General features: G+C 36.8%; 22 protein-coding genes. 13 read left to right on the top strand and 9 right to left on the bottom strand.

Features of this window, described 5'->3' with window-relative positions:
* The first annotated feature begins 72 nt into the window (after positions 1-72).
* From porV to ACOCEA_RS12165, 9 genes are all read left to right on the top strand, one after another.
* Positions 73-1,221: a type IX secretion system outer membrane channel protein PorV gene (gene porV, locus ACOCEA_RS12205; protein WP_420756529.1), complete on the top strand. Its 1,149-nt coding sequence runs from the start codon at positions 73-75 to the stop codon at positions 1,219-1,221.
* 109 nt (positions 1,222-1,330) lie between these two features.
* Positions 1,331-1,819: a cytidine deaminase gene (gene cdd, locus ACOCEA_RS12200; protein ID WP_476422501.1), complete on the top strand. Its 489-nt coding sequence runs from the start codon at positions 1,331-1,333 to the stop codon at positions 1,817-1,819.
* A gap of 182 nt (positions 1,820-2,001) precedes the next feature.
* The gene (pdhA, locus tag ACOCEA_RS12195) at positions 2,002-3,000 is read left to right on the top strand and encodes a pyruvate dehydrogenase (acetyl-transferring) E1 component subunit alpha (RefSeq protein WP_420756528.1); all 999 of its coding nucleotides are present in this window, start codon (positions 2,002-2,004) and stop codon (positions 2,998-3,000) included.
* A gap of 4 nt (positions 3,001-3,004) precedes the next feature.
* The gene (locus ACOCEA_RS12190; RefSeq protein ID WP_420756527.1) at positions 3,005-4,639 is read left to right on the top strand and encodes a pyruvate dehydrogenase complex dihydrolipoamide acetyltransferase; all 1,635 of its coding nucleotides are present in this window, start codon (positions 3,005-3,007) and stop codon (positions 4,637-4,639) included.
* Between the two features lie 81 nt (positions 4,640-4,720).
* Positions 4,721-5,776, top strand: coding sequence for a M28 family metallopeptidase (locus ACOCEA_RS12185; protein ID WP_420756526.1), 1,056 nt, complete (start codon positions 4,721-4,723; stop codon positions 5,774-5,776).
* Positions 5,776-6,456, top strand: coding sequence for an SDR family NAD(P)-dependent oxidoreductase (locus ACOCEA_RS12180; protein ID WP_420756525.1), 681 nt, complete (start codon positions 5,776-5,778; stop codon positions 6,454-6,456). The genes ACOCEA_RS12185 and ACOCEA_RS12180 overlap by 1 nt, the downstream gene beginning before the upstream one ends.
* A 104-nt stretch (positions 6,457-6,560) precedes the next feature.
* Entirely contained in the window at positions 6,561-7,163 is a 603-nt protein-coding gene (locus tag ACOCEA_RS12175) for a SprT-like domain-containing protein (RefSeq protein ID WP_420756524.1), read from the top strand.
* Between the two features lies 1 nt (position 7,164).
* Entirely contained in the window at positions 7,165-8,244 is a 1,080-nt protein-coding gene (locus ACOCEA_RS12170) for a mannose-1-phosphate guanylyltransferase (protein WP_420756523.1), read from the top strand.
* A 2-nt stretch (positions 8,245-8,246) separates the two neighbouring features.
* Positions 8,247-9,716, top strand: coding sequence for a DUF389 domain-containing protein (locus ACOCEA_RS12165; protein ID WP_420756522.1), 1,470 nt, complete (start codon positions 8,247-8,249; stop codon positions 9,714-9,716).
* Here the strand turns inward: ACOCEA_RS12165 and ACOCEA_RS12160 are convergent.
* Together ACOCEA_RS12160 and ACOCEA_RS12155 are read right to left on the bottom strand one after the other, a co-directional pair.
* Entirely contained in the window at positions 9,713-10,480 is a 768-nt protein-coding gene (locus ACOCEA_RS12160) for an ABC transporter ATP-binding protein (protein ID WP_420756521.1), read from the bottom strand. The two genes, ACOCEA_RS12165 and ACOCEA_RS12160, sit on opposite strands and share 4 nt — an antisense overlap.
* Complete coding sequence (locus tag ACOCEA_RS12155; protein ID WP_420756520.1) at positions 10,480-11,217, bottom strand: MlaE family ABC transporter permease; 738 nt, start codon at positions 11,215-11,217, stop codon at positions 10,480-10,482. Before ACOCEA_RS12155 ends, ACOCEA_RS12160 begins: the two co-directional genes overlap by 1 nt.
* A 111-nt stretch (positions 11,218-11,328) precedes the next feature.
* On the opposite strand from ACOCEA_RS12155, the gene pafA reads away from it, so the two are divergent.
* Together pafA and murI are read left to right on the top strand one after the other, a co-directional pair.
* Positions 11,329-12,999 carry an alkaline phosphatase PafA gene (pafA, locus tag ACOCEA_RS12150; RefSeq protein ID WP_420756519.1) on the top strand — a complete coding sequence of 557 codons (1,671 nt, stop codon included), beginning with the start codon at positions 11,329-11,331 and terminating at the stop codon, positions 12,997-12,999.
* 9 nt (positions 13,000-13,008) lie between these two features.
* Positions 13,009-13,797: a glutamate racemase gene (gene murI / locus ACOCEA_RS12145; protein ID WP_420756518.1), complete on the top strand. Its 789-nt coding sequence runs from the start codon at positions 13,009-13,011 to the stop codon at positions 13,795-13,797.
* Positions 13,798-13,811: 14 nt separating this feature from the next.
* Here murI and ACOCEA_RS12140 read toward each other — a convergent pair whose 3' ends face one another.
* The gene (locus ACOCEA_RS12140; RefSeq protein WP_420756517.1) at positions 13,812-14,306 is read right to left on the bottom strand and encodes a dihydrofolate reductase; all 495 of its coding nucleotides are present in this window, start codon (positions 14,304-14,306) and stop codon (positions 13,812-13,814) included.
* 68 nt (positions 14,307-14,374) lie between these two features.
* On the opposite strand from ACOCEA_RS12140, the gene ACOCEA_RS12135 reads away from it, so the two are divergent.
* Positions 14,375-15,460: an aminotransferase class V-fold PLP-dependent enzyme gene (locus ACOCEA_RS12135; RefSeq protein WP_420756516.1), complete on the top strand. Its 1,086-nt coding sequence runs from the start codon at positions 14,375-14,377 to the stop codon at positions 15,458-15,460.
* A gap of 150 nt (positions 15,461-15,610) precedes the next feature.
* Positions 15,611-15,907 (top strand): isoamylase early set domain-containing protein, encoded by a 297-nt coding sequence (locus ACOCEA_RS12130; protein ID WP_420756515.1) that lies wholly within the window; start codon positions 15,611-15,613, stop codon positions 15,905-15,907.
* 81 nt (positions 15,908-15,988) lie between these two features.
* On the opposite strand, the gene ACOCEA_RS12125 is transcribed toward ACOCEA_RS12130, so the two are convergent.
* From ACOCEA_RS12125 to ACOCEA_RS12100, 6 genes are all read right to left on the bottom strand, one after another.
* On the bottom strand, positions 15,989-16,813 hold the full coding sequence (locus tag ACOCEA_RS12125) for a thymidylate synthase (protein ID WP_420756514.1): 825 nt from the start codon (positions 16,811-16,813) through the stop codon (positions 15,989-15,991).
* A 135-nt stretch (positions 16,814-16,948) separates the two neighbouring features.
* On the bottom strand, positions 16,949-18,919 hold the full coding sequence (locus ACOCEA_RS12120; protein ID WP_420756513.1) for an alkaline phosphatase PhoX: 1,971 nt from the start codon (positions 18,917-18,919) through the stop codon (positions 16,949-16,951).
* A gap of 178 nt (positions 18,920-19,097) precedes the next feature.
* Positions 19,098-20,558, bottom strand: coding sequence for a NupC/NupG family nucleoside CNT transporter (locus tag ACOCEA_RS12115; protein WP_420756512.1), 1,461 nt, complete (start codon positions 20,556-20,558; stop codon positions 19,098-19,100).
* Positions 20,559-20,578: 20 nt separating this feature from the next.
* On the bottom strand, positions 20,579-21,208 hold the full coding sequence (locus ACOCEA_RS12110) for a bifunctional nuclease family protein (protein ID WP_420756511.1): 630 nt from the start codon (positions 21,206-21,208) through the stop codon (positions 20,579-20,581).
* A gap of 86 nt (positions 21,209-21,294) precedes the next feature.
* Positions 21,295-22,263, bottom strand: coding sequence for an electron transfer flavoprotein subunit alpha/FixB family protein (locus ACOCEA_RS12105; RefSeq protein ID WP_420756510.1), 969 nt, complete (start codon positions 22,261-22,263; stop codon positions 21,295-21,297).
* A 38-nt stretch (positions 22,264-22,301) separates the two neighbouring features.
* Complete coding sequence (locus tag ACOCEA_RS12100) at positions 22,302-23,042, bottom strand: electron transfer flavoprotein subunit beta/FixA family protein (RefSeq protein WP_420756509.1); 741 nt, start codon at positions 23,040-23,042, stop codon at positions 22,302-22,304.
* Between the last annotated feature and the right edge of the window lie 56 nt (positions 23,043-23,098).

Here is a 23,098-nt window from a genome sequence, read left to right as displayed (position 1 = left end):
GTTTTGATGTAAAATGCCACTTTAACAAATTGGTAACACTATATTTAGATTAAGAATTTCAAATAATATTAAATGAGAAAAATATCGATATTGTTGTTTTTGCTAGTACTTGTGAAATTAAATGCACAGGATGATCAAAGGGTAATAACAACAGCGGTACCATTTTTGACTATAGCAGCGGATGCTAGGTCAGCTGGTATGGGTGATATAGGCGTTGCCTCATCCACAGATGCATTTTCACAACAATGGAACCCTGCAAAATTTGCTTTTGCGGAGCGTAAAATGGGTATAGGTGTAAGTTATACGCCTTATTTAGAAAGTATTATTACTGATATTTCTTTATTGAACGCTAGCTATTTTAATAAATTAAACGAGCAAAGTGCCTTTGCTGTAAGTTTAAGATATTTTACACTTGGCGAAATAGAACTAAGACAATTTGCCAATGATCCAGGAACATTGGCCAAGCCAAATGAATTGGCTTTAGATGGATCATATTCATTAAAATTAAGTCCAACCTATTCAATGGCCGTTGCCGGCAGGTTTATCAGATCTAATTTAAAATTACCGCAAAATGGAACGGAAGACTCTCAAGCTGCAAGTTCATTTGCGGTGGATGTTGCTGGTTATTATAGGTCTCGTGAAATAGCTTATAATAGTTTTGATGGTCGTTGGAGGGCTGGTTTCAACCTCTCAAATATTGGCGGTAAAATACAATATGATGCAGGTGGTCAAGAAAACTTCCTACCTAGCAATTTGGGTTTTGGGGTGGGGTTTGATTTTATCTTAGATCAAGATAATGTAATTGGGATAACATCGGAATTTAATAAATTGTTGGTCCCTACACCACAGGATTTTGATGGTGATGGCGACATAGATTCTGCAGATAATGATATTTACCAAAACGAGAGTGGTTTTAGTGGTATTTTTGGTTCTTTTGGTGATGCTCCAGATGGATTTGGAGAGGAGTTAAAAGAATTTACATGGGCATTGGGCGCTGAATATAGTTATCAGGATGCCTTTATGGTAAGAACAGGTTATTTTAATGAAAGTGAGGAAAAGGGTTCTAGGAAGTTTTTTACTTTGGGTGCAGGTTTTAAATTTAAGGCTGCTCAAATAGATCTTTCTTATTTATTCTCAACATCACAAGTTAGGAACCCATTGGAAAACACCTTGCGTTTTTCCCTTACCTTTAGCTTAGGTGAGGAATTTTACAATGATTAATTACACATAGAAAACATAAACAAAAACCTACTTCTAGTGGGTTTTTGTTGTTTTATAGGAAAGCTAAGTTTTAGTTGGGGTTGAGAGCCTTAAAATTTTAAATTGCAATATGGCCAAACAGGTAAACATAAGTTTTGACATAACAGTATACGATTCTTTTGAGGAATTGAGTCAAGCTGACCAAATGTTAATGCAAATAGCTATAAAGGCACGACAAAAAGCATATGCCCCATATTCAAAATTTCAAGTTGGTGCTGCCGTCCTTTTGGAAAATGGTGAAGTGGTTATTGGAAGCAACCAAGAAAATGCTTCCTATCCATCAGGTCTGTGTGCAGAAAGAGTTGCTATTTTTCATGCAGGGGCTAAATATCCAGACGTAACCATTAGTGTGATTGCCATTACTGCTACATCAAAAAAATATGAAGTAACTACTCCTGCGGCCCCCTGTGGCAATTGTCGTCAGGCAATATTTGAATATGAGTTCAAGCAGGGATTGCCAATAAGGATATTGCTTATGGGAGAGTCAGGCAATGTGGTTCAATGCAATTCATTGGAGGATATTTTACCTCTCGGCTTCAACAATACCTTCCTAAAATAGTTCTGAAAATCAGAAGCGTAATAAAAACACGGGGCAACACATTTTTGTTAACCCCGTAATTTCTGCGCGCTTTTACTTTTATTTTTTTTATCGATTGATTTATATGTGTATTTTTGTTCCCTTGTGATATGCTAAGGGCATACTATATAATCCTATAAATTTGTAATAAATTCATAATTCCAATGGAAAAAATCACCAAAGAGACTTATTTGAAATGGTATGAGGACATGCTTTTTTGGAGAAAGTTTGAAGATAAACTCGCTGCAGTGTATATTCAACAAAAAGTAAGAGGATTTCTTCATTTATATAATGGTCAAGAAGCTGTTTTGGCAGGTGCTTTACATGCAATGGATTTGACAAAGGATAGGATGATAACCGCTTACCGTAATCATGTACAGCCAATCGGTATGGGAGTCGATCCCAGAAAAGTTATGGCTGAGCTTTATGGAAAAGTAACCGGTACCTCAAAGGGTATGGGTGGTTCCATGCATATTTTTTCCAAGGAGCATAGGTTTCATGGCGGTCATGGTATTGTAGGAGGTCAAATTCCGTTAGGAGCTGGTATGGCCTTTGGTGATAAATACCACGGCAGTAATGCGGTAACCTTATGTTATATGGGAGATGGTGCGGTGAGACAAGGATCGTTGCATGAGACATTTAACTTGGCAATGTTATGGCAGTTACCCGTTGTTTTTGTTTGTGAAAATAATGGTTACGCAATGGGAACTTCTGTTGCTAGGACATCGTATTCTACAGATATTTGGAAATTGGGTCTTGGATATGAAATGCCATGTGGACCTGTTGACGGTATGAACCCGGTAACCGTAGCACAAGAAATGAGCAAAGCCATTGAAAGGGCTAGAACTGGTGGGGGACCAACTTTTCTTGAGATGAAAACATACAGGTATAGGGGTCACTCCATGTCAGATGCACAACATTATAGAACTAAGGAAGAAGTTGAGGAATATAAAAAGATTGATCCTATAACCCAAGTTTTAGATGTGATCAAGGAAAAGAAATATGCTACTGATGAGGAAATCAAGAAAATTGATAAAAGGGTAAAAGACCTTGTTAAGGAGTGTGAGGAATTTGCAGAGAAATCAGATTATCCACCAATAAACCAATTGTACGATATGGTTTACGAGCAAGAGGATTTTCCATTTGTCGAACATAAAATTTAAATAAATGGCTGAAGTAATAAACATGCCCAGATTAAGCGATACCATGGAAGAGGGTACCGTTGCCAAATGGTTAAAAAAAGTTGGGGATAAGGTTGAGGAAGGTGATATTTTAGCAGAGATTGAAACGGATAAGGCAACGATGGAGTTTGAATCGTTTCATGAAGGGACACTATTGCATATAGGAATCGAAGAAGGTGATGGAGCGCCCGTAGATACGCTTTTGGCGATTATAGGGGAAGAAGGTGAGGATATTTCAGGTTTGATAAATGGAAGTTCGGCAACAATCGTTGAATCTAACCAGGATAAGGGGGAGGCACCACAGGCTTCTAAAGAGGAAAACAAGGAAGAAGTAAGTGCGGAAATTCCTGAAGGTGTGGAAATCGTGAAAATGCCAAGACTAAGCGACACCATGGAGGAAGGTACGGTAGCTGCTTGGTTAAAGCATGTGGGTGATGATGTGGAAGAAGGCGATATCTTGGCAGAAATAGAGACTGATAAGGCCACGATGGAGTTTGAGTCTTTCTATTCTGGTAAACTTTTATATATAGGTATTCAAGAAGGTGAGTCTTCGCCCGTTGATGCTGTTTTAGCGGTTATTGGGCCAGAAGGGACAGATGTAGATGCGGTTTTGGGTAGTAAGCCAAGTAGTGCCCCTAAAAGTACAGAAGCTGATAACAAAAAAGAGGAAAAAGTTACCCAAGCAAAATCTGAAAAGCAGGAACCAGCAAAAGCTGTTGCAGATGGTCAACGTATTTTTGTTTCTCCTTTAGCTAAGAAAATTGCCGAGGATAAGGGAATTGATCTTTCCAAGGTATCAGGTTCTGGTGACCATGGTAGAATCATAAAGAAAGACATTGAGAATTACACTCCAAGTGCGGAAGTTAAAGTTGCTCCTGCACAAGTTGCAAAATCCAGTACGGATATTCCCGTTGTTTCTATGGCAATTCCTTCTGGAGAGGAAAGTACGGAAGAAATTAAGAATTCTAATATGCGTAAGGCAATAGCTAAAGCATTGGGTAATTCTAAATTTAACGCTCCCCACTTCTATTTGACTATAGAGGTAGATATGGATAATGCAAAAGCTTCGCGTGAACAAATAAACAGTTTGCCGGATACCAAAGTATCTTTCAATGACATGGTATTAAAAGCATGTGCCATGGCATTGAGAAAGCATCCACAAGTAAATACTTCTTGGAATGGTGATACTACTAAACAGCACAAACATATACATATGGGTGTGGCCGTAGCTGTTGATGAAGGTTTGGTAGTTCCGGTTATTAAACATGCTGATCTTTTGGGCCTAACACAAATTGGTAGTGCTGTTAAGGACCTGGCCGGTAAAGCTAGAAATAAGAAGATTACTCCCGCGGAAATGGAAGGCAGCACCTTTACGGTTTCTAATCTAGGAATGTTTGGTATATTAGAGTTTACTTCTATAATCAATCAACCTAATTCTGCAATTTTATCTGTTGGTGCTATTGTAGAGAAACCAGTAGTTAAAAATGGTGAGATAGTGGTTGGTAATACAATGAAACTTACTTTGGCATGTGACCATAGGACAGTAGATGGGGCAGTAGGGGCTCAGTTCTTACAAACACTGAGATATTACGTGGAGAACCCAGTTACTATGTTAGCTTAACAACGATAACAAATTAGAATAAAGAAGCATCTCTTTTCAGGGATGCTTTTTTTATCTTTAGAAATAAAATAAAATGGCATAATGAAAATTACTCTTGGTTTACTTTGTTTGTTTTTCCTTATTTCATGTGGTCCGGGTAAGGTAGCCAGTGAAACGGTTTTAAACCCTGTTGGCGGTCCAGATGGACTAAAAGGAAAGGTGTTGGAGACAAATGGGGAACCGGCTTCAAATAAGAGTTCTAAAACAGAAAGTTCTAATTCAGAACATGATGGATTTTCATCAGCAGCGGATATCAAGAAAATTATGGATTTTTTAGCTTCCGATGAACTACAAGGGAGGGATTCAGGTAGTAAGGGCATAGCTGAAGCGGCTAACTATATTGAAGGGGTTTTTGCAAAAAATAGTATTTCGCCCTTTTTTGGGACGTTTAAGGATACCCTATCTAATTTTGATGCTGTTGCTTATAATGTAGTCGGGTTTTTGGAAGGGAATGACCCAGTTCTTAAAAACGAATTTATAATTCTGGGTGCCCATTACGACCATATTGGAATATTAAACCCAGAGCAGGGTGATGAAATTGCAAATGGAGCTAATGATAATGCTTCGGGTACGACAACCGTTCTTGAAATGGCAAGATATTTTGGCGCCAATAAATCTAACAAGCGCAGTGTTATTTTCGCCCTTTTTAGTGCAGAAGAGAAGGGATTGTTGGGTTCAAGGCATTTGGCTCAAAAACTTAAATCGAACGGACTGAACTTATATGCTATGTTGAATTTTGAAATGGTTGGGGTGCCAATGGTGGGTAAAGATCATCTGGTGTATTTAACAGGTTATGAATTGTCCAATCTTGCCGCTATCAGCAATAAATACGCGAATGAGAAATTAGTAGGTTTTTTACCCAAGGCGAAAGAATTCAATTTATTTAAAAGGTCGGACAACCTGCCTTTTCATGAGATGTTCAATGTGCCTTCGCAGACTTATAGTACATTCGATTTTACAAATTTCGACCATTACCATAAAGTGGGTGACGAAAATGGTCTAATGGACTATAAGCACATGGCCAAAGTGGTGAATAAAATGATACCTGTTTTAGAGGGTGTATCAAATGCATCGGTAAAAGAGTTAAAATATAATTAATGGCAAATATCATTATTACCGGGGCTAGTAGGGGTATAGGTTTTGAATTGGCCAAATTATTTGCAGACGATGGTCACAAAGTATTGGCACTATCTAGAAATGACGCTCCAATAAAGAGTCTAAATCATAAGAACATACATGCTTTTCCTTTTGATTTGTCAAAAGCTTCGGATTTGGATAAATTGGTGAATTACCTAGGTGAGAAAAGGAATACAGTGGATATTTTGATAAATAATGCGGGTAAATTATTGAACAAACCCTTTCTTGATACCTCAATGGAAGAGTTTAAGGCGGTCTACGAAGTTAATGTATTTGGAGTCGCCGCAGTTACTAAGTGTGTATTGCCATTTATGAAGAAAACTGGCCATGTGGTGACTATAAGCTCTATGGGTGGTGTTCAAGGAAGCATGAAGTTCCCAGGACTTTCTGCTTATAGTTCTAGTAAAGGTGCTGTAATTACACTAACAGAACTTTGGGCAGAAGAGTTTAAGGAAACCGGCCCTTCTTTTAATGTACTGGCCCTTGGCGCTGTACAGACCGAAATGTTGGAAGAGGCTTTTCCAGGGTATCATGCTCCTATTACCGCATTGGAAATGGCAGCATACATAAAGGATTTTTCACTTAACGGAAATCAGTTTTACAACGGAAAAATGTTACAGGTATCCAATTCAACTCCTTGAACTTATAAGTAGGGCTAACACCAATGTTATATTTCTAGGTTATGTAGCTATCGTTATTGGGTAAGATCTGTTTTTTCTGTAGTTTTTCCGGTATTTTTGTGTGAATGGAAAAGGTTCTAGTTAAATATGTACCAGAGAGGGCAGTTGTTATGTGTCTAGAACTGATTATGGAGAATAGTGTTCATTTAAAAATAGTTAATGAACGGGTTACTAGGCATGGTGATTATAGGAGACTCTTTAATGGACAGCACCAAATAACGGTAAACGCCACATTAAATAGGTATCGATTTCTTATTACCTTAGTTCATGAAATTGCACATTTGGTCGCTTTTGAAAAATATGGTAAACATATTAAGCCCCATGGCTTGGAATGGAAAAAAACATTTCAACATTTGATGTTGCCATTCATTCGACCAGAAGTTTTCCCATCGAAACTTTTGCCCCTTCTGGCGAAACATTTTAGAAACCCAAAAGCCAGTAGTAGTACTGATGCACAATTGTCTGTAGCTTTAAAAATGTTTGACGAACAACAATCGGAAAAATCTTACGTTTTTGAAATACCGATAGGAAGTGTATTCCGAATATATAACGGAAAACTCTTTAAAAAAGGTAATAAGAGAATAAAGAGATTTGCATGTGTTGAAATAAAAACGGGAAGAATGTATCTTTTCCAACCCAACGCAGAGGTCGAATTAATAAATAGTTAATATGAACAAAAATTATTATGCCGTTTTAATGGCAGGTGGCGTAGGTTCTAGATTTTGGCCTATAAGTACAACAGAGTATCCTAAGCAATTTCATGATATGTTGGGCACGGGTACCACCTTGATTCAGAAGACATTTCAAAGGTTGAACAAGTTTGTGCCTACTGAAAACATACTTATTCTCACCAATGAACGGTATAATGATTTGGTATTGGAGCAATTGCCAATGGTCAAACAAGATCAAGTAGTATTGGAGCCAGCTATGCGAAATACAGCACCTTGTATACTGTATGCTGCCCTTAAAATACAGAAAATGAATCCTGATGGAGTGATGATTGTAGCTCCAAGTGACCACTGGATTGAAGATGAAACGGCTTTTGCAAAAGATGTTACGGCTTGTTTTGAGAAATGCGAAAAGGAAGAAGTACTATGTACATTAGGTATTAAACCTACATTTCCAAATACGGGTTTTGGCTATATTGAGTTCGATAAGTCTGATGCCAACCAAATAAAAAAAGTTGATCAGTTCAGGGAAAAACCAGATTACGCTACCGCTAAGGAATTTTTGGCCCAAGGTAATTTTTTGTGGAATGCAGGCATTTTTATGTGGAGCGTAAGAACAATTGTTAATGCCTTTAAAAATTATCAACCACAACAATATCAATTGTTTCAAGATGGGTTTTCATTATATAATACAGAGGATGAAAGAGAATTTATTGCTGAGAACTATCCAAAAGCTGAAAATATCTCCATTGATTATGCCATTTTGGAAAATTCAAAGACCATTTACGTTCATGCAGCAACTTTCGATTGGAACGATTTAGGAACTTGGGGTTCTTTATTTGACAAGTTAGACAAAGATGATATGGGTAACGCTGTGGTAAATGCAAAGGTGTTATCAGATGAGGCTTCAGGAAATATGATAAGATCGCCAAAGGATAAAATAGTTGTTGTAGATGGATTAAAGGATTATATCATTGTTGATAAAGAAGATGTACTTTTGATATATCCAAAATCCAAAGAGCAAGACATTAAAAAAGTTTTAAATCAGGTAAAGGATAAGTTTGGTGATAAGTACGCCTAATTATGCAAGAAAAATTTAATAAAGAGAACATTGCCCCTGTAGATCATTCCGAAGATAGTGGGGAAGAGGTAAAAAAAGATTTTCAAGGCTTATTGGGAAGTATGAAAAAGTTTCTTTCGGAACTTTTGGATATTCGGACCAATACAGATCAGGATGCTACTAAGGAAGCTATCATTGCAGATATTCCATTTAAAGGGCATACCTCTTGGATTTTAATTTGTTCTATTTTTATTGCATCCATAGGTCTTAATGCGAACTCAACCGCTGTAGTTATCGGAGCTATGTTAATATCTCCGTTAATGGGACCAATTTTAGGAATTGGCTTATCTGTAGGTATTAATGATATTGACACTTTAAAAAGGTCTTTGAAGAATTTTGGAGTGATGGTGGTACTTAGTGTATTGACCGCTTTTTTGTTCTTCAAGTTTTTTCCTTTACGCGATGAATCCTCAGAGCTTTTAGCACGGACTGCGCCGGATATTAGAGATGTTTTAATAGCCTTTTTTGGTGGCTTGGCATTGGTTATTGCCAGGGCAAAAAAAGGCACCATAGCAAGTGTAATCTTTGGGGTAGCTATTGCTACTGCCTTAATGCCACCGCTTTGTACCGTAGGTTTTGGTTTGGCTATTGGTAATTGGGAATACGCAAGTGGGGCCATGTACTTATTTGCCATAAACACGATTTTTATAGCATTGGCTACATTTTTGGTTATCAAGCTGCTTCGGTTTCCAATGGTTCGCTATGTCAATTCTAAAAGACGCAGGCTTATAGCACGTCTCGCTTCCCTTGTCGCCATTGCAGTTATGATTCCGGCAGGTGTTACATTCTGGAATGCGCTACAAGAATCACTTTTTAGAAAACAGGCAAATGTATTTATAGCGGAAAATATTGCTCCTTATCAATTTTCTGGACAAGGAAGATTTTTAGAGGATTTAACGGATTTAGAATATAATCAGGGAGAGAATTCCTTAATAGAAGTAGTCTTTATGGGAAATGAAACCATACCTGATAATATAATAGCAACTTGGAAGTCTAAAATGTTGGATAATCCACGATTAAAGGATTGTGAACTTCAAATTATTCAAGGTTCTAAGAATGATGAGCTAGATCAGCTGAAATATGTTAACGAGTTGTACGAGTCTCAAAAAAATCAATTATCAAGTAAGGAAGAAAAAATAAGTTTCCTCGAATCGGAGCTAGAAAGATTAAATAAAAATGCTGCCGGACAAATACCGTTTAAAGAAATTAGTTTAGAGGCGAAAACAAACTATGAAAACTTGTCCCGACTAGGATATTCCTATTTAATTTCTACGAATTTTGAAAAAACGGATACCATTCCAGTTTTTGAAATTACATGGAAAAAGGAAGCTAAGCGTTTTCAAACGGAGAAAGATGCAAAAAAACTACAAGAATGGTTAAAGTTACGCCTAAACAATAGTGCTATTCAGATAAAAGAAGTGATAGGTGATTAATTTTTTTCCTCTATGTACATCTGGCGTACCTTTTTAAATAGGTCCGATGAGTAAACAAAGTTGGTAACAGCCTTATTATCTGTTTTAAAAATTTCATTTTTAGTACCTTCCCATTCTTTAAGTCCGTCCTTAAGGAAAAGAATTTTCTCCCCAATTTGCATTACAGAGTTCATGTCATGGGTGTTAATTACTGTTGTAATATCATACTCTTCTGTGATTTCCTTAATTAGGTCATCGATCAGAATAGCAGTTTTGGGATCGAGACCGGAATTTGGTTCGTCACAGAATAAGTATTTTGGATTCATTACAATAGCACGGGCAATAGCAACCCTTTTTTGCATACCCCCAGAAATCTCAGCAGGATATTTATGGTGGGCATCAATTAAATTCACGCGCTTTAAAACTGTGTTTACACGATCATCCATTTCAGATTTGGATTGTTTGGTGAACATTTCAAGTGGAAACCTAACATTTCCTTCAACTGTCATGCTATCAAAAAGGGCACTTCCTTGAAAAACCATACCCATTTCTTGTCTTAAATTACGTTTTTCATCATCGGATAAATTAGAATAAATCTTACCATCGTAAACTATGGTGCCTTTTTCCGGTGAAAACAAACCTAATAGACATTTTAGAAAAACAGTTTTGCCAGAGCCACTCTGACCGATAATTAAATTTGTTTTTCCAGTTTCAAATGTGGTCGTTATCCCTTTTAAAATAAGTGAATCGCCAAATGATTTGTGTATGTCGTTAACTTCAATCATTAGCCTAATAACATTTGGGTGAGTAAATAGTTTAGAATTATGATGACCACACTGGTCCACACAAAGGAAGTTGTACTGGCCTTACCCACTTCTAAAGCACCGCCTTTCATATAAAATCCATGAAAGGAGGGTATAGTGGCAATTACAAATGCAAAAATCAATGTTTTTATAAATGCATAGGCGATATGAAATGGAACAAAATCTGTTTGTAAGCCCGTAACAAAATCCGCGCTGGTTAAAAACCCACCAAAAACCCCAGCTAACCAACCTCCAAAAATTCCTACATACATAGATATTGCAATCGCAAAAGGATAAAAAAGCATAGCGATTATTTTAGGGAACACCAAGTAATTAAGTGCATTGACACCCATAACCTCTAAGGCATCAATCTGTTCGGTAACACGCATGGTGCCAATACTGGAAGTGATATAGGAACCAACTTTCCCTGCCATGATGATGGAAACAAAAGTTGGGGCAAACTCTAAAATTACTGATTGTCTTGTGGCAAAACCGATAAGACTCCTTGGAATAATAGGGTTGGTAAGGTTTAGTGCGGTTTGTATGGCCACCACCGCCCCAATGAAAAAAGATATAAATACAATAATCCCTAATGAACCATAAACTAATTCGTCTATTTCTTTTAAAATCAGTGATTTCATTATTCGCCATTTTGTAGGTTTCTTAAAAACCTCACGGATCATAATGCAATAGCTGCCAATTGACGCTAAGTAGTTCATTCTTTAAAAATAGATTTCTTGTCGTAAAAATAACAATAAAGGAATTGATTTAACTTCTCTTTAAAGTTATAAGATGTAATTTATTTACTTTTACATCTTAATTTTATAGGCATGTGCAGGAGTAAACTTAGAATTTTTTCAGTTCTTTTTTTGGCGGTATTTTTTTTCACATTTGGTGTGGCACAAAAAAAATCTAAATCTGAAAATGATAACCTTTTAAGGACATCACCAAAACTTGTTGTAGGAATTGTTGTTGATCAAATGCGCTACGATTATTTGACCAGGTTCTTTGACCAATTTGGTGAGGAGGGTTTTAAACGAATGATTAGCCAAGGCTTTAATTGTAAGAACAATCATTTTAACTATGCGCCTACTAGTACAGGTCCAGGGCATACTTCTGTATATGCCGGTACAACTCCTGCCACACATGGTGTTATAGGTAATAATTGGTATGATAAGGATAGTGATTCTGAGGTATATTGTGCTTCAGATGAAAATTACGTTTCCGTTGGAACGACTTCCTCAGCTGGTAAAATGTCACCACACCGTATGAATGTTACTACAATTACGGATGAATTAAGGCTTCATACACAGATGAGGGGAAAAACCATCGCCATAGCCTTAAAGGATAGGGGCGCGGTATTGCCTGGAGGTCATACAGCAAATGCTGCCTATTGGTTTCATGGGGAAGATGAGGGTAAATGGATTACTAGTTCATATTATATGAATAATCTTCCAAAATGGGTTAAGGATTTTAACAGTTCTGGGATAGTACAATCTTATAAAAAACCTTGGACTACTTTAAGGGATATTAACAGCTATATAGAGAGTGGTGTTGATGATAATGCATATGAAGGAGTATTCAATGGAGAGGTTAAGCCAACTTTTCCCCACAGTCCACCTAGTTTATTAGAAAAGAATAAATCATTTGATATTATTAAAAGCACCCCCTTTGGGAATAGTCTTACCGCTGATTTTGCTATTGAGGCTTTAAAAGAGGAGCGCTTGGGCAAAGATGATGACACTGATTTTTTAGCTGTAAGTTTTTCAAGTACAGATTATGTTGGACATAAATATGGTGTTAATTCCAAAGAAATTGAAGACACCTATATAAGATTGGATATAGAATTGGCCAGATTGTTTAAAGCCTTGGACAAGGAGGTGGGAGAAGGGGAATACACAGTTTTTTTAACCGCGGATCATGGTGCAATTGACGTGCCTTCTTATTTGAAAGATTCAAAAATACCGGCAGGGTATGCAGACTTTGAAAGTTTCCATACAAAGTTAAGTGAATTCTTAAAGTACACTTATGGAACTGAGGATATAGTAAAAAACTTTTCCAATTTGCAACTATTTCTAGATCATAAAATAGTAGAAAATTTAGATTTGGAATTAAAAGATGTACAGGAAACCATAGCCAAGGAGTTTTTGAACTTCGATTTTGTAGATAGGGTTTATACCGGTTTTCAAATGTGGAATAATAACTATACGAATGGTATTCCCTATGTGCTGCAGAACGGATATAATCAAAAGCGTTCAGGTGATGTTTTATTGGTTTTAAAGCCTGGTACTATAAGTTATGGCGAAACAGGTTCTACACATGGTTCGCCACAAATCTATGATACACATTCACCATTGTTGTTTTATGGTAAAGGTATACCGCAAGGGAGTACGGTTGAACGAACCGAAATTCCAGATATAGCACCTACCATTGCTGCGTTGTTAGGAATCGCATTTCCGAGTGGTACCTCTGGAAAACCAATCGCTGAGGTACTACGATAAATTTTAAATATGAGTCATTTTCCTATTGGTATTTTTGATTCTGGAATTGGGGGAACTTCCATATGGAAGGAAATTCGAGAATTATTACCCAATGAAGATTGTATTTATTTGTCAGATAGTAAGAATGCACCTTATGGGGAAAAATCCCCAGATGATATTCTAAAATTAAGTATTAAGAATACAGAATTCTTAATTGCCCAGAATTGTAAGCTTATCGTAGTGGCTTGTAATACGGCCACCACTAATGCCATTGGTTATTTAAGAAGTAATTATAACATTCCATTTATTGGCATAGAACCAGCAATAAAACCTGCGGCCCTAAACTCAAAATCAAAGAAAGTTGGCATATTGGCTACTAAAGGAACATTGACCAGTAGTCTGTTTTATAATACCGCCCTAAACCACGCCGAGGGTATAGAAATAATAGAACAACAGGGGAAGGGTTTGGTAGAATTGATTGAAAAGGGGGCAGAGGGGAGTACAGAGACGCGCTTGTTACTGACTAAATTATTGCAGCCCATGTTAGCTAAAGGTATAGATTACTTGGTGCTGGGATGTACGCATTACCCTTATTTAGTTCCCTTACTCAAAGAGCTATTGCCAAATGAAATTACGATAATAGATTCTGGGCAAGCTGTTGCCAGGCAAACAAAAGCAATTTTGTTGGGTAATGGGATTCAAAACTTAAGTGGGAAAAAGGGCAAACATCAATTCTATATAAATACCAATGTAGCAATGTTACAGCATTTTGTAGGTCATGATGATGCTGATATAACTATCTCTTATCTCGATTTTTAGAGATAATTAATTCCTTAATTTTTTCGATGGTAGGTTAAATAGGTAAAATCAATTTTATGTTTTTCGTCTTTAGGATGATATTCTTCAGAAATCAAAGTCCAATATTTTTTGTTGATTTCAGGGAAAAAGGTGTCCGCTTCAAAAGAAGCATGTACCCGTGTCAATTCAATACGGTCTGAGTGGCTTTCACCTTGTCTGTAAATCTCACCTCCTCCAATTATATAAGCATGTTCATCATGTATTAGTCCCAAGGCTTCGTCTAAAGAATGGACAATAATACATTCCTCAAATATGGTTTGGTACCCTTTGTCTCGTGTAATGATGATATGTGTCCTGTTTGGTAAAGGTTTAGGGAAGCTTTCAAAGGTCTTTCTTCCCATAATAATTTTGTGCCCAGAAGTTAAGCGTTTAAAGCGTTTAAAATCATCTGGTAGGTGCCATAGTAAATCATTGTCTTTTCCCAGGGCATTATTTTCAGCACTAGCTGCTATCATTGTAATCGTACGCATTGTTGCTATATTTATCGGAAGTTAAAGATACATCAATTAGAAATTAGTAATGTTTTTACGGCACTTATATGGATAAGGTTAGAAAGGAATTCCCGGTACTACGCAAAGGCGTTTATGCAAATACAGCTGTATATGGGCCTATGTATGATTCTTTGTTGGACTGGCGCCAAGAGCATGATTTGGATTTTTTGCTCTATGGCAGTGAAATGAGAGAAAGATCATTGAAATTATTGTCCGATACAAAAACTGCTGTAAGTACTTTTTTTAATTGTAAACGGGAAAATGTGGCCTTAGTGAATAATTTTTCCACAGGGCTAAACTTTTTATTGGAAGGTTTGCATCCAAAGAAAAAAATTCTGCTTTTAGAAAATGATTATCCTTCATTAAACTGGTCTTTTGAAAACAGGGATTTTCATATTCATAAAATCGGGATGACCAAAGACGTGGAAAATGATATTCTTGATAAGATAAAAAAAGAGAATATAGATGTGTTGGCACTAAGTTTGGTGCAATGGTTAGATGGTTTTAAGATAAACTTGAAGTTTCTTCAGGAATTAAAATATTCGAACCCCAATCTCATAATAATAGCTGATGGGACACAGTTTTGTGGCTCTGAGGTATTTGATTTTGATACTTCGGGTATAGATGTTTTAGGGGCTAGTGCCTATAAATGGATGTTATCAGGATATGGAAGCGGATTTATGTTGTTTTCTGATCAAGTTAAAGAAGAATTTACACTTGATACCATAGGCTTTAATGCTGCCAATGGGGATTTTAATAAAAAGGATTCTATCATTTTTGCAAAGAAGTTTGAACCTGGGCACTTGTCTTGCTTAAACTTTGGAAGTTTAAAGTATTCCATTGAGTTTATGCAAAAAATAGGAAAGATAAACATCGCTCAACAAAATCAAAAACTATCGCAAAAGGCAAAAGAAGAATTTGGTAGTCTATCATTATTGGATAAGAATATAATGGATAGAGATACCCATAGCACCATATTCAATATTAAAGCAAATGAAAATTTATTCCATCATTTAGTGGATAATAATGTTTATTGTGCTCAAAGAGGGGAAGGTATTAGATTAAGTTTTCATTTTTATAATACCATGGAGGATATAGATAATATTATAAGATTCTTAAAAACAGCCAAGTAAGAATTGTCTACTTCGGATTTTTCCCACCTTTAATTTCCTAACTGCTGTTAAATGTCAACTTTTTTTTAAATATTTCATAAAAATGACATTAAGCATTGGAAATGAGAATGTTAATATATTAGTTTTGCAATGAATATAAAAACTAAGATCATGGCAATTGCAAAACAATATTTAAAAACAAAACCAGTATGTAAGGTTACTTTTACCGTACCTGCTGAAGATGCAAAAAAAGTAGCGGTAGTTGGCGATTTCAACAATTGGAGTCCAAAAGGGAGCACTTTGAAAAAATTAAAAAATGGAACGTTTAAGGGTACTTTTGACCTTCCTAAGGAAAGTACTTTTGAATTTAAGTACATTGTAGATGGTGCTTTTGTGAACGAAGCAGAAGCTGATGGTTATCAGTGGAACGATTATGCGGGTTCAGAAAATGCTGTATTGGAATTATAATCTAATACTATTATTATAGTAAAAAGGCACGGATTTTTCCGTGCCTTTTTTTGTTCGATTCCTCTTTGCAATAAAAGATTTTTAAATGGCCACAACACCTTTGATGTGTGAATGTGGGTTGTAATCCACTAGGGTAAAATCCTCAAATTTAAAATTAAAAATATCTTTTACAGCTGGGTTGATAACCATTTTGGGTAATGCTCTGGGTTCCCTGCTAAGTTGCAATTCCACTTGTTCCATATGGTTATTATAAATATGGGCATCTCCAAAGGTGTGTATAAAATCACCAGCTTCGTAGCCACATACTTGAGCCATCATCATAGTAAATAAGGCATAGGAAGCAATATTAAATGGTACTCCTAAAAAAATATCAGCACTTCGTTGATAAAGTTGACAGCTTAATTTGCCATCTGCTACATAAAATTGAAAAAACGCATGGCATGGAGGCAGTGCGGCTTTACCATTTGCAACATTTTCCGAGAATGATTTTGAAGTATCCGGTAAAACGCTTGGATTCCAAGCGGAAACCAACATCCTTCTGCTATTTGGATTTGATTTCAGCGCACTTATTACTTCTTTAATTTGGTCTATTTCATCGTTGTTCCAATTCCGCCACTGATGGCCGTAAACTGGGCCTAAATCTCCATTTTCATCAGCCCATTCGTTCCAAATTCGAACACCATTTTCTTTGAGGTACTCAATATTCGTGTCACCTTTTAGGAACCATAATAGTTCGTAAATGATGGATTTAAGATGTAATTTTTTAGTGGTGACCATTGGAAAACCTTCGCTAAGGTCAAAGCGCATTTGATAGCCAAATACACTTTTGGTTCCTGTTCCAGTTCGGTCACCTTTTTGATTTCCATTTTCTAGAACATGCTTTAATAAGTCGTGGTATTGTTTCATTTCTTTATACTAACACACTCATTTCTGTAAGAGATTAATGAGTGACAGCAAAAATAACATTTAAGTCTAATTTTTGATGTTTAAGTGGTGCTTAGGTTATGAAAAATTATTAACTAAAATCAATATTGACTTTTGCTAAAGCTTGATTATTTTCTTGGTGCCAATTAAACCCTCTTGGTTGCTTAGGTGTATAAAATATATCCCAGATGAAATTTGAAGTAGTTCAACTTCAATAATTCTTTTGTTTTCAAACTGTTTTTCAAATACTAACTGTTTATTAGAATTGATAATTGTTAAGTTTACCTTTGAATGAATTTGGCCTAAATCAATTTCAAAAGTTTCCATTGATGGGTTTGGATATACTATAATATTTTTATCTGTTGATAACGTTATTGGTTCAATAGAGGTATAGCCTTCGCCTGGTTTTTCACAATTAATAATCGTTTCTTCTGAATCTACAACACCATCTTCATTTACATCTAAATACCAAACGGTTGTTGGGTTAATTAGAGAATCGTTGTCGTCACAGTCTGTTGTCGGTAATACTTCTTGGGTATATCCCGTGCCAGGTAAACTGCAGCTATCTATTGTTGGTGCAACCGCGTATCCGTCACCGTCGGCGTCCAGGTACCAAGTAGTGACTTCAAATACGTTCGGGTCGGTATCGTCACAGTCTGTTGTGGGCAATACGTTTTGGGTATACCCTATTCCCGGACTGGTAGGATTTGTAATTATGGGTAATACAGCATAACCATCTCCATCTGCATCTAAGTACCAATCGTATTCAGGTTCAGTCGTGGTCCCTAAATTTTCTTTTAAGGCTATTACCAAAGCCGTGTCTTTGTCAAAAGCCACTTCGTTTCCTGCTGCATCAGTTTGTGTGGTAGCCGAATTGCTTGAACTCGGGTGCTGAATTGACATAAATAGAAATCGAAAATCTGGACTAAAAGTGATCCCGGTGGGTTCGGAGCCTGCAGGGGCAATTCCAAATACTTCAACTTTTGGGTTATTCTGTGTATGACCGTTTTTTACTACCCAGATATAATTATTCTCACCATCATTCATGACCCATAGATTTCCATCACCATCAAATGCTAAATTATCATTTCCATAACCCCAATTTACATCTGATGTCCCTGACTCATGTGTAATCGTATATGACCTATTACCAACATAGGTTTCCATATTGATTACCGTGGTGCCGTTTATAGGGTCTGAATCTTGAAATCGATAGACTTGATCTTCACTTTTAACCGCAAAATAAATCAAACCATCGGGTCCAATTTCTACATCTTCGATTCCATTAAATACGGTGGCTCCTATAGCTGCACTTTGGGTATTTGTAGAATTTCGCTCTGCTGGAGTAGTATTGTCTAAAAGTACCCATTCGCCAGATCCATTTTTCGCCCCTCGATATACATAAAGGTTCCCACTACTAAGATCTTGTGGGTTATTAGCAACAAATTTAAATAAATAGCCTACTGTAGCATCTGCGCCTTGATATGCCGTTCTTTGATTGGAATGGATTACCAGGTTTTCATGCTTGAAATTACCAAGCGCCCATCTTTTATCGATAACCGTTTTAGTAGCAGGGTCTATTTCTACGGCCCAACCATAATCATCATAGCCATCACCATTGCTATCAATTGGAAATGGATATTGGCTGGCTATTTCTTTAGAGGTATACTCTTCACAACTAATTATAGTATTCCATGGTGTTACGGTACCTGAGCAATTTGCTATGGTTCCAGCTACCCCACTAAAATCTACGCTGGCAGAAAGTGTTGTTGACCATAATTTTGTGGTTGGATTAAAGTTGATGTCCAAAATAGATACGGCACCAGGAACAATTTCTGCATTGATACTTAAATACCCATTTTCATTGCTGCCGTTTATGGGAACATATCCAGTGAAATCGGTAGTTCTGGGTAATGTTCCGCCTTGTGTAAGTGGGTCGTCACGATAAATAATTTTTTGAAATATATGACTGGATGGAAAAATAAAATCAGTGTTTTGACCAATAGGTGTTACGGAAGTAAAATCACCAATATTTTGCGCATGGGCAAATACAGAGAAGAAAAACAGAATTAGAAATTTTAGCTTCATACTATTGTAAATTATGACAATCAATAATCTGATTGCACATGGTATTTAAACTTTAAATATGATATGGGGAAGTAGGTGAAAGTAAAAATAAACAACTGCCCTGAAAAATAACTAAGGTGAAAAGTGGTTTTAATCGCTCTATGAGCAATCCTTAACTCTTGTGATAGCTAGTAATCTATTAGCCTAAAATCATCCCGGCAATGGTTGCTGATAGCAACGAAGCTAAAGAACCGCCAAGGACCGCTTTCATTCCAAACTCGGAAAGAGTTTTCCTTTGGCCTGGGGCCAATGAGCCAATGCCGCCAATTTGGATACCAATAGATGCGAAATTTGCGAAACCACACAACATATAGGTGGCCATGATAATAGATTTGTTAAATTTTAAATGGGGTAGTGAGGCAAATTCCTTTAACTCTGCTAATTGTATATAACCTACAAATTCACTTGCCACCAATTTAATTCCTAATAGTTGGCCCATTAGCATAATATCTTCTTTGGCAACGCCAATCAGCCACATTAAAGGAGCAAAAACGGTTCCCAAGATAGCTTCTAATGAAAATTTTTGGTAAGAGGTGTTATCAGCAATCCAAGTATTTAGGTTGGTGATATCGCCTGTCCATTCCAGTATACCGTTGACCATGGCAATTATGGCAACAAAAACCAAAAGCATTGCGCCAACATTAACCGCTAATTTTAGGCCCTCTGTGGTTCCATTGGCAATGGCGTCTAAAATGTTAGAACCTATTTTTTCCGTTGAAACATGAACATCGGTGTTCACGGCTTCCGTCTGTGGGTATAATATTTTTGAAATGACAATGGCACCTGGTGCGGCCATTACGGATGCAGCTAAGAGATGCTTTGCAAAAAGGAGTTGTAGCATTTCATCTTCCCCGCCTAGAAAACCAATGTAAGCGGCCAAGACAGCTCCAGCTACAGTTGCCATTCCACCAATCATGACCAAAAGGATTTCGGACTTATTCATTTTTTCCAAATAAGCCTTGATTAGCAGAGGGGCCTCGGTTTGACCTAAAAAAATATTGCCAGCAACCGATAGACTTTCGGCACCAGAAATACCCAAGCTTTTAGACAAAAGCCAAGCTAATCCCTTTACCACTTTCTGGATTACGCCAAGGTAAAATAATAAAGAGGTAAGTGCGGAGAAAAATATAATAGTTGGAAGTACTTGAAAAGCAAAAATATAGCCAAAAGTAGTTGTATCTACCACCAAGCCCTCGAAAAGAAATTTACTTCCGGCCTTAGTAAATTCTAATATGCTCACGAATATTTTTCCTATTTTTTCGAATAGCAATTGAACAAAAGGTACTTTTAAAACACCTATAGCAATAATCAACTGAAGTGATAATCCAATGCCCACGGTTTTCCAATTAATTGCTTTCCTATTTGAACTGAACAAGAATGCAATTAGTAGTAATACGAGCATTCCCAATACACCGCGCCACAGACTGTCTAAAGAAAATCCATTATTTGGGACAACACTATTTACAGCAACTTCGCCAATATCGTTTAATATGCTAGTATCAACTGTAGAAATAATAACTTGGGTAGAATCTGGTGATTGGGGAAATAATAATGCAGTTATAAAAAATAGCAGTGAAAATAACCAAATGTTTTTTTTCATAGGGTATGGGTTGGTTTCCTTTAATTTCTTTTGGAAATTTCATCCCTTAATTTAGCAGCCTTTTCATAATCTTCATCTGCAACCGCTTTTTTTAGTTCATTTTCAAGCTCCTCTATACTTAATTCTGTATAACCATCTGTAGCACCGGAATCTATTTCAACGGTTTCACCCTCTTGTAAAATTTCATCCACCATAATGCTCTTGTCATCATCCTTTTTATCTGTTTCTTTTGAGGAGAATTTGAGGAAGATCCCTGCTTTGTCCAAAATAGTCTTATAAGTGAAAATTGGTGCGTTAAACCTAAGTGCCAAGGCAATGGCATCACTTGTTCTGGCATCTATAATTTCTTCAATACCGTCCCTTTCACAAATAATACTGGAATAAAATACACCATCTACCAATTTATGGATGATGACCTGTTTTATAACGATATCAAATCGGTCAGAAAAATTCTTAAAAAGGTCGTGAGTTAAGGGTCTCGGGGGTTTAATCTCTTTTTCTAAGGCAATGGCAATGGACTGGGCCTCAAATGCCCCAATTACAATAGGTAGTTTGCGGTCTCCCTCTACTTCGTTCAATATTAGGGCGTATGCGCCATTTTGTGTTTGGCTATAGGAAATCCCTTTTATTTTCAATCGTACTAGACTCATAACATTAATTAACTAAAAAAAGGCTGTTCAAGTATTGGGGATCCACATATCTGAACAGCCCTTTAGGGGCACAAATTAACGAAAATTTAGCCGTTTTGGGCTTTAAAAACCTTTAATTTTTCTATCAATTCCGGCACAACTTCAAAAGCATCGCCCACGATACCATAATCAGCAGCCTTAAAAAATGGGGCTTCAGGGTCATTGTTTATGACCACTTTTGTTTTCGAAGCACTTACACCTGCTAAATGCTGAATGGCACCTGAGATTCCAATAGCTATATATAAGTTGCTCGCTACGGGTTTCCCGGTTTGGCCAACATGCTCTCCATGAGGTCTCCAACCTAAATCTGAAACTGGCTTGGAACAGGCCGTTGCGGCACCTAAAACTTCGGCCAATTCTTCAATCATTCCCCAATTTTCTGGACCTTTAAGTCCTCTTCCGGCAGATACTACAATATCTGCATCTGCAATAGTAGCTTTGCCGACTACTTTGTCTATATCTTTTGATTGTGTTCCAAATAAGCCATCACTTATTTCAGCAGCGAATTGCGCTACGGCAACGTCTTTTTTGTTCTCATGAATACCATAAGCATTGTTGGATACACCAATTACTTTCAAATCGGTATTAATTTCGGTATGGGCAAAACCTTTATTACTAAACGCTGTTCTTTTAACAACAAACGGATTTGTACTTTCTGGAGCGGCAACCACATTTGGCACATAGCCTGCTTTTAATTCGGCAGCCAATAAAGGGGCCATATATTTGGTGTCTGCACTAGAACTTACTACTATAACCTTGGCGTCATTACTTTTTGCGGCTTGCGCTAAAACGGCGGCATAGGCCTTAGCGTTAAAGGTTTTTAGCTTTTCATCTTGTACGTCCAATATTTTGGTAATGCCGTAATTACCTAATGTGTTATTTTCAGTAGTGTTTATGGACACTGCTATAGCAGTTGTTCCTAAATTTTCTGCTACTTTGGCTGCAAAAGATGCTACTTCGAAAGCATTCTTTTTAAACGTACCGTTTTCAGACTCTGTATATACTATTACTGACATTTTTTTTATTTTAATTTTTAAACCTTAATGGCAATTTCTCAAATAACTTTAGCGTCATTATGAAGTAGATTTACTAATTCATCAACATTTTCTGCTAGTTTAATAGTGCCTTTTGGTGCAGGCTTACTGAATTTTATATCTGCAGTGGCATTCAATGCATCAATTGGTTCAAGCACATTCAATGCCTTTTTTCTTGCCATCATAATACCACGCATGTTTGGTATTCTAAGGTCGCTTTCCTCAACCAACCCTTTTTGTCCGCCAATTACTAACGGTAAGGTGGTGCTTAAGGTTTCCTTACCACCATCAATTTCTCTAATGGCAGTGGCACTGTTACCATCAATTTCTAGACTTATACAATTGTTCACAAAATTCATATCGAGCAAAGAGGAGAGAATACCTGGCACCATGCCACCATTATAATCAATTGATTCCCTTCCGCCTATAACCAAATCATAACCTCCATTTTTAACTATTTCCGCCAATTGCTGCGCAACAAAAAAACCATCAGTAGGTTCTGCATTTACCCGTATGGCCTCATCTGCGCCAATTGCCAACGCTTTTCTCATAGTAGGTTCCACTGTTGGTCCACCAACTGTTGCGACATGCACATCAGCACCTTGTTTTTCTTTGAACCACATGGCCCTGGTTAATCCAAATTCATCATTTGGGTTAATAACGAACTGTACACCATTGGTGTCAAATTTTGTATCACCTTCCGTAAAATTTATTTTAGAAGTAGTGTCTGGAACATTACTTATACAAACTAGTATTTTCATTTATGAAATGCTTTTAAAATAATCGGAACGAAGATAACCATTAATTTCTAAATTTA

Origin of the sequence: Maribacter luteocoastalis (genome assembly GCF_048890225.1) — a bacterium.
GTDB classification, from domain to species: Bacteria; Bacteroidota; Bacteroidia; order Flavobacteriales; family Flavobacteriaceae; genus Maribacter; species Maribacter luteocoastalis.
Note: the sequence above shows the minus strand (reverse complement) of the source record. Positions and strands in the feature narration are given on the sequence as shown.

Coding starts and splice junctions, on each gene's coding strand:
- porV (WP_420756529.1), top strand. CDS start 73: ATGAGAAAAATATCGATATTGTTGTTTTTGCTAGTACTTGTGAAATTA.
- cdd (WP_476422501.1), top strand. CDS start 1,331: ATGGCCAAACAGGTAAACATAAGTTTTGACATAACAGTATACGATTCT.
- pdhA (WP_420756528.1), top strand. CDS start 2,002: ATGGAAAAAATCACCAAAGAGACTTATTTGAAATGGTATGAGGACATG.
- ACOCEA_RS12190 (WP_420756527.1), top strand. CDS start 3,005: ATGGCTGAAGTAATAAACATGCCCAGATTAAGCGATACCATGGAAGAG.
- ACOCEA_RS12185 (WP_420756526.1), top strand. CDS start 4,721: ATGAAAATTACTCTTGGTTTACTTTGTTTGTTTTTCCTTATTTCATGT.
- ACOCEA_RS12180 (WP_420756525.1), top strand. CDS start 5,776: ATGGCAAATATCATTATTACCGGGGCTAGTAGGGGTATAGGTTTTGAA.
- ACOCEA_RS12175 (WP_420756524.1), top strand. CDS start 6,561: ATGGAAAAGGTTCTAGTTAAATATGTACCAGAGAGGGCAGTTGTTATG.
- ACOCEA_RS12170 (WP_420756523.1), top strand. CDS start 7,165: ATGAACAAAAATTATTATGCCGTTTTAATGGCAGGTGGCGTAGGTTCT.
- ACOCEA_RS12165 (WP_420756522.1), top strand. CDS start 8,247: ATGCAAGAAAAATTTAATAAAGAGAACATTGCCCCTGTAGATCATTCC.
- ACOCEA_RS12160 (WP_420756521.1), bottom strand. CDS start 10,480: ATGATTGAAGTTAACGACATACACAAATCATTTGGCGATTCACTTATT.
- ACOCEA_RS12155 (WP_420756520.1), bottom strand. CDS start 11,217: ATGAACTACTTAGCGTCAATTGGCAGCTATTGCATTATGATCCGTGAG.
- pafA (WP_420756519.1), top strand. CDS start 11,329: ATGTGCAGGAGTAAACTTAGAATTTTTTCAGTTCTTTTTTTGGCGGTA.
- murI (WP_420756518.1), top strand. CDS start 13,009: ATGAGTCATTTTCCTATTGGTATTTTTGATTCTGGAATTGGGGGAACT.
- ACOCEA_RS12140 (WP_420756517.1), bottom strand. CDS start 14,306: ATGCGTACGATTACAATGATAGCAGCTAGTGCTGAAAATAATGCCCTG.
- ACOCEA_RS12135 (WP_420756516.1), top strand. CDS start 14,375: ATGGATAAGGTTAGAAAGGAATTCCCGGTACTACGCAAAGGCGTTTAT.
- ACOCEA_RS12130 (WP_420756515.1), top strand. CDS start 15,611: ATGGCAATTGCAAAACAATATTTAAAAACAAAACCAGTATGTAAGGTT.
- ACOCEA_RS12125 (WP_420756514.1), bottom strand. CDS start 16,813: ATGAAACAATACCACGACTTATTAAAGCATGTTCTAGAAAATGGAAAT.
- ACOCEA_RS12120 (WP_420756513.1), bottom strand. CDS start 18,919: ATGAAGCTAAAATTTCTAATTCTGTTTTTCTTCTCTGTATTTGCCCAT.
- ACOCEA_RS12115 (WP_420756512.1), bottom strand. CDS start 20,558: ATGAAAAAAAACATTTGGTTATTTTCACTGCTATTTTTTATAACTGCA.
- ACOCEA_RS12110 (WP_420756511.1), bottom strand. CDS start 21,208: ATGAGTCTAGTACGATTGAAAATAAAAGGGATTTCCTATAGCCAAACA.
- ACOCEA_RS12105 (WP_420756510.1), bottom strand. CDS start 22,263: ATGTCAGTAATAGTATATACAGAGTCTGAAAACGGTACGTTTAAAAAG.
- ACOCEA_RS12100 (WP_420756509.1), bottom strand. CDS start 23,042: ATGAAAATACTAGTTTGTATAAGTAATGTTCCAGACACTACTTCTAAA.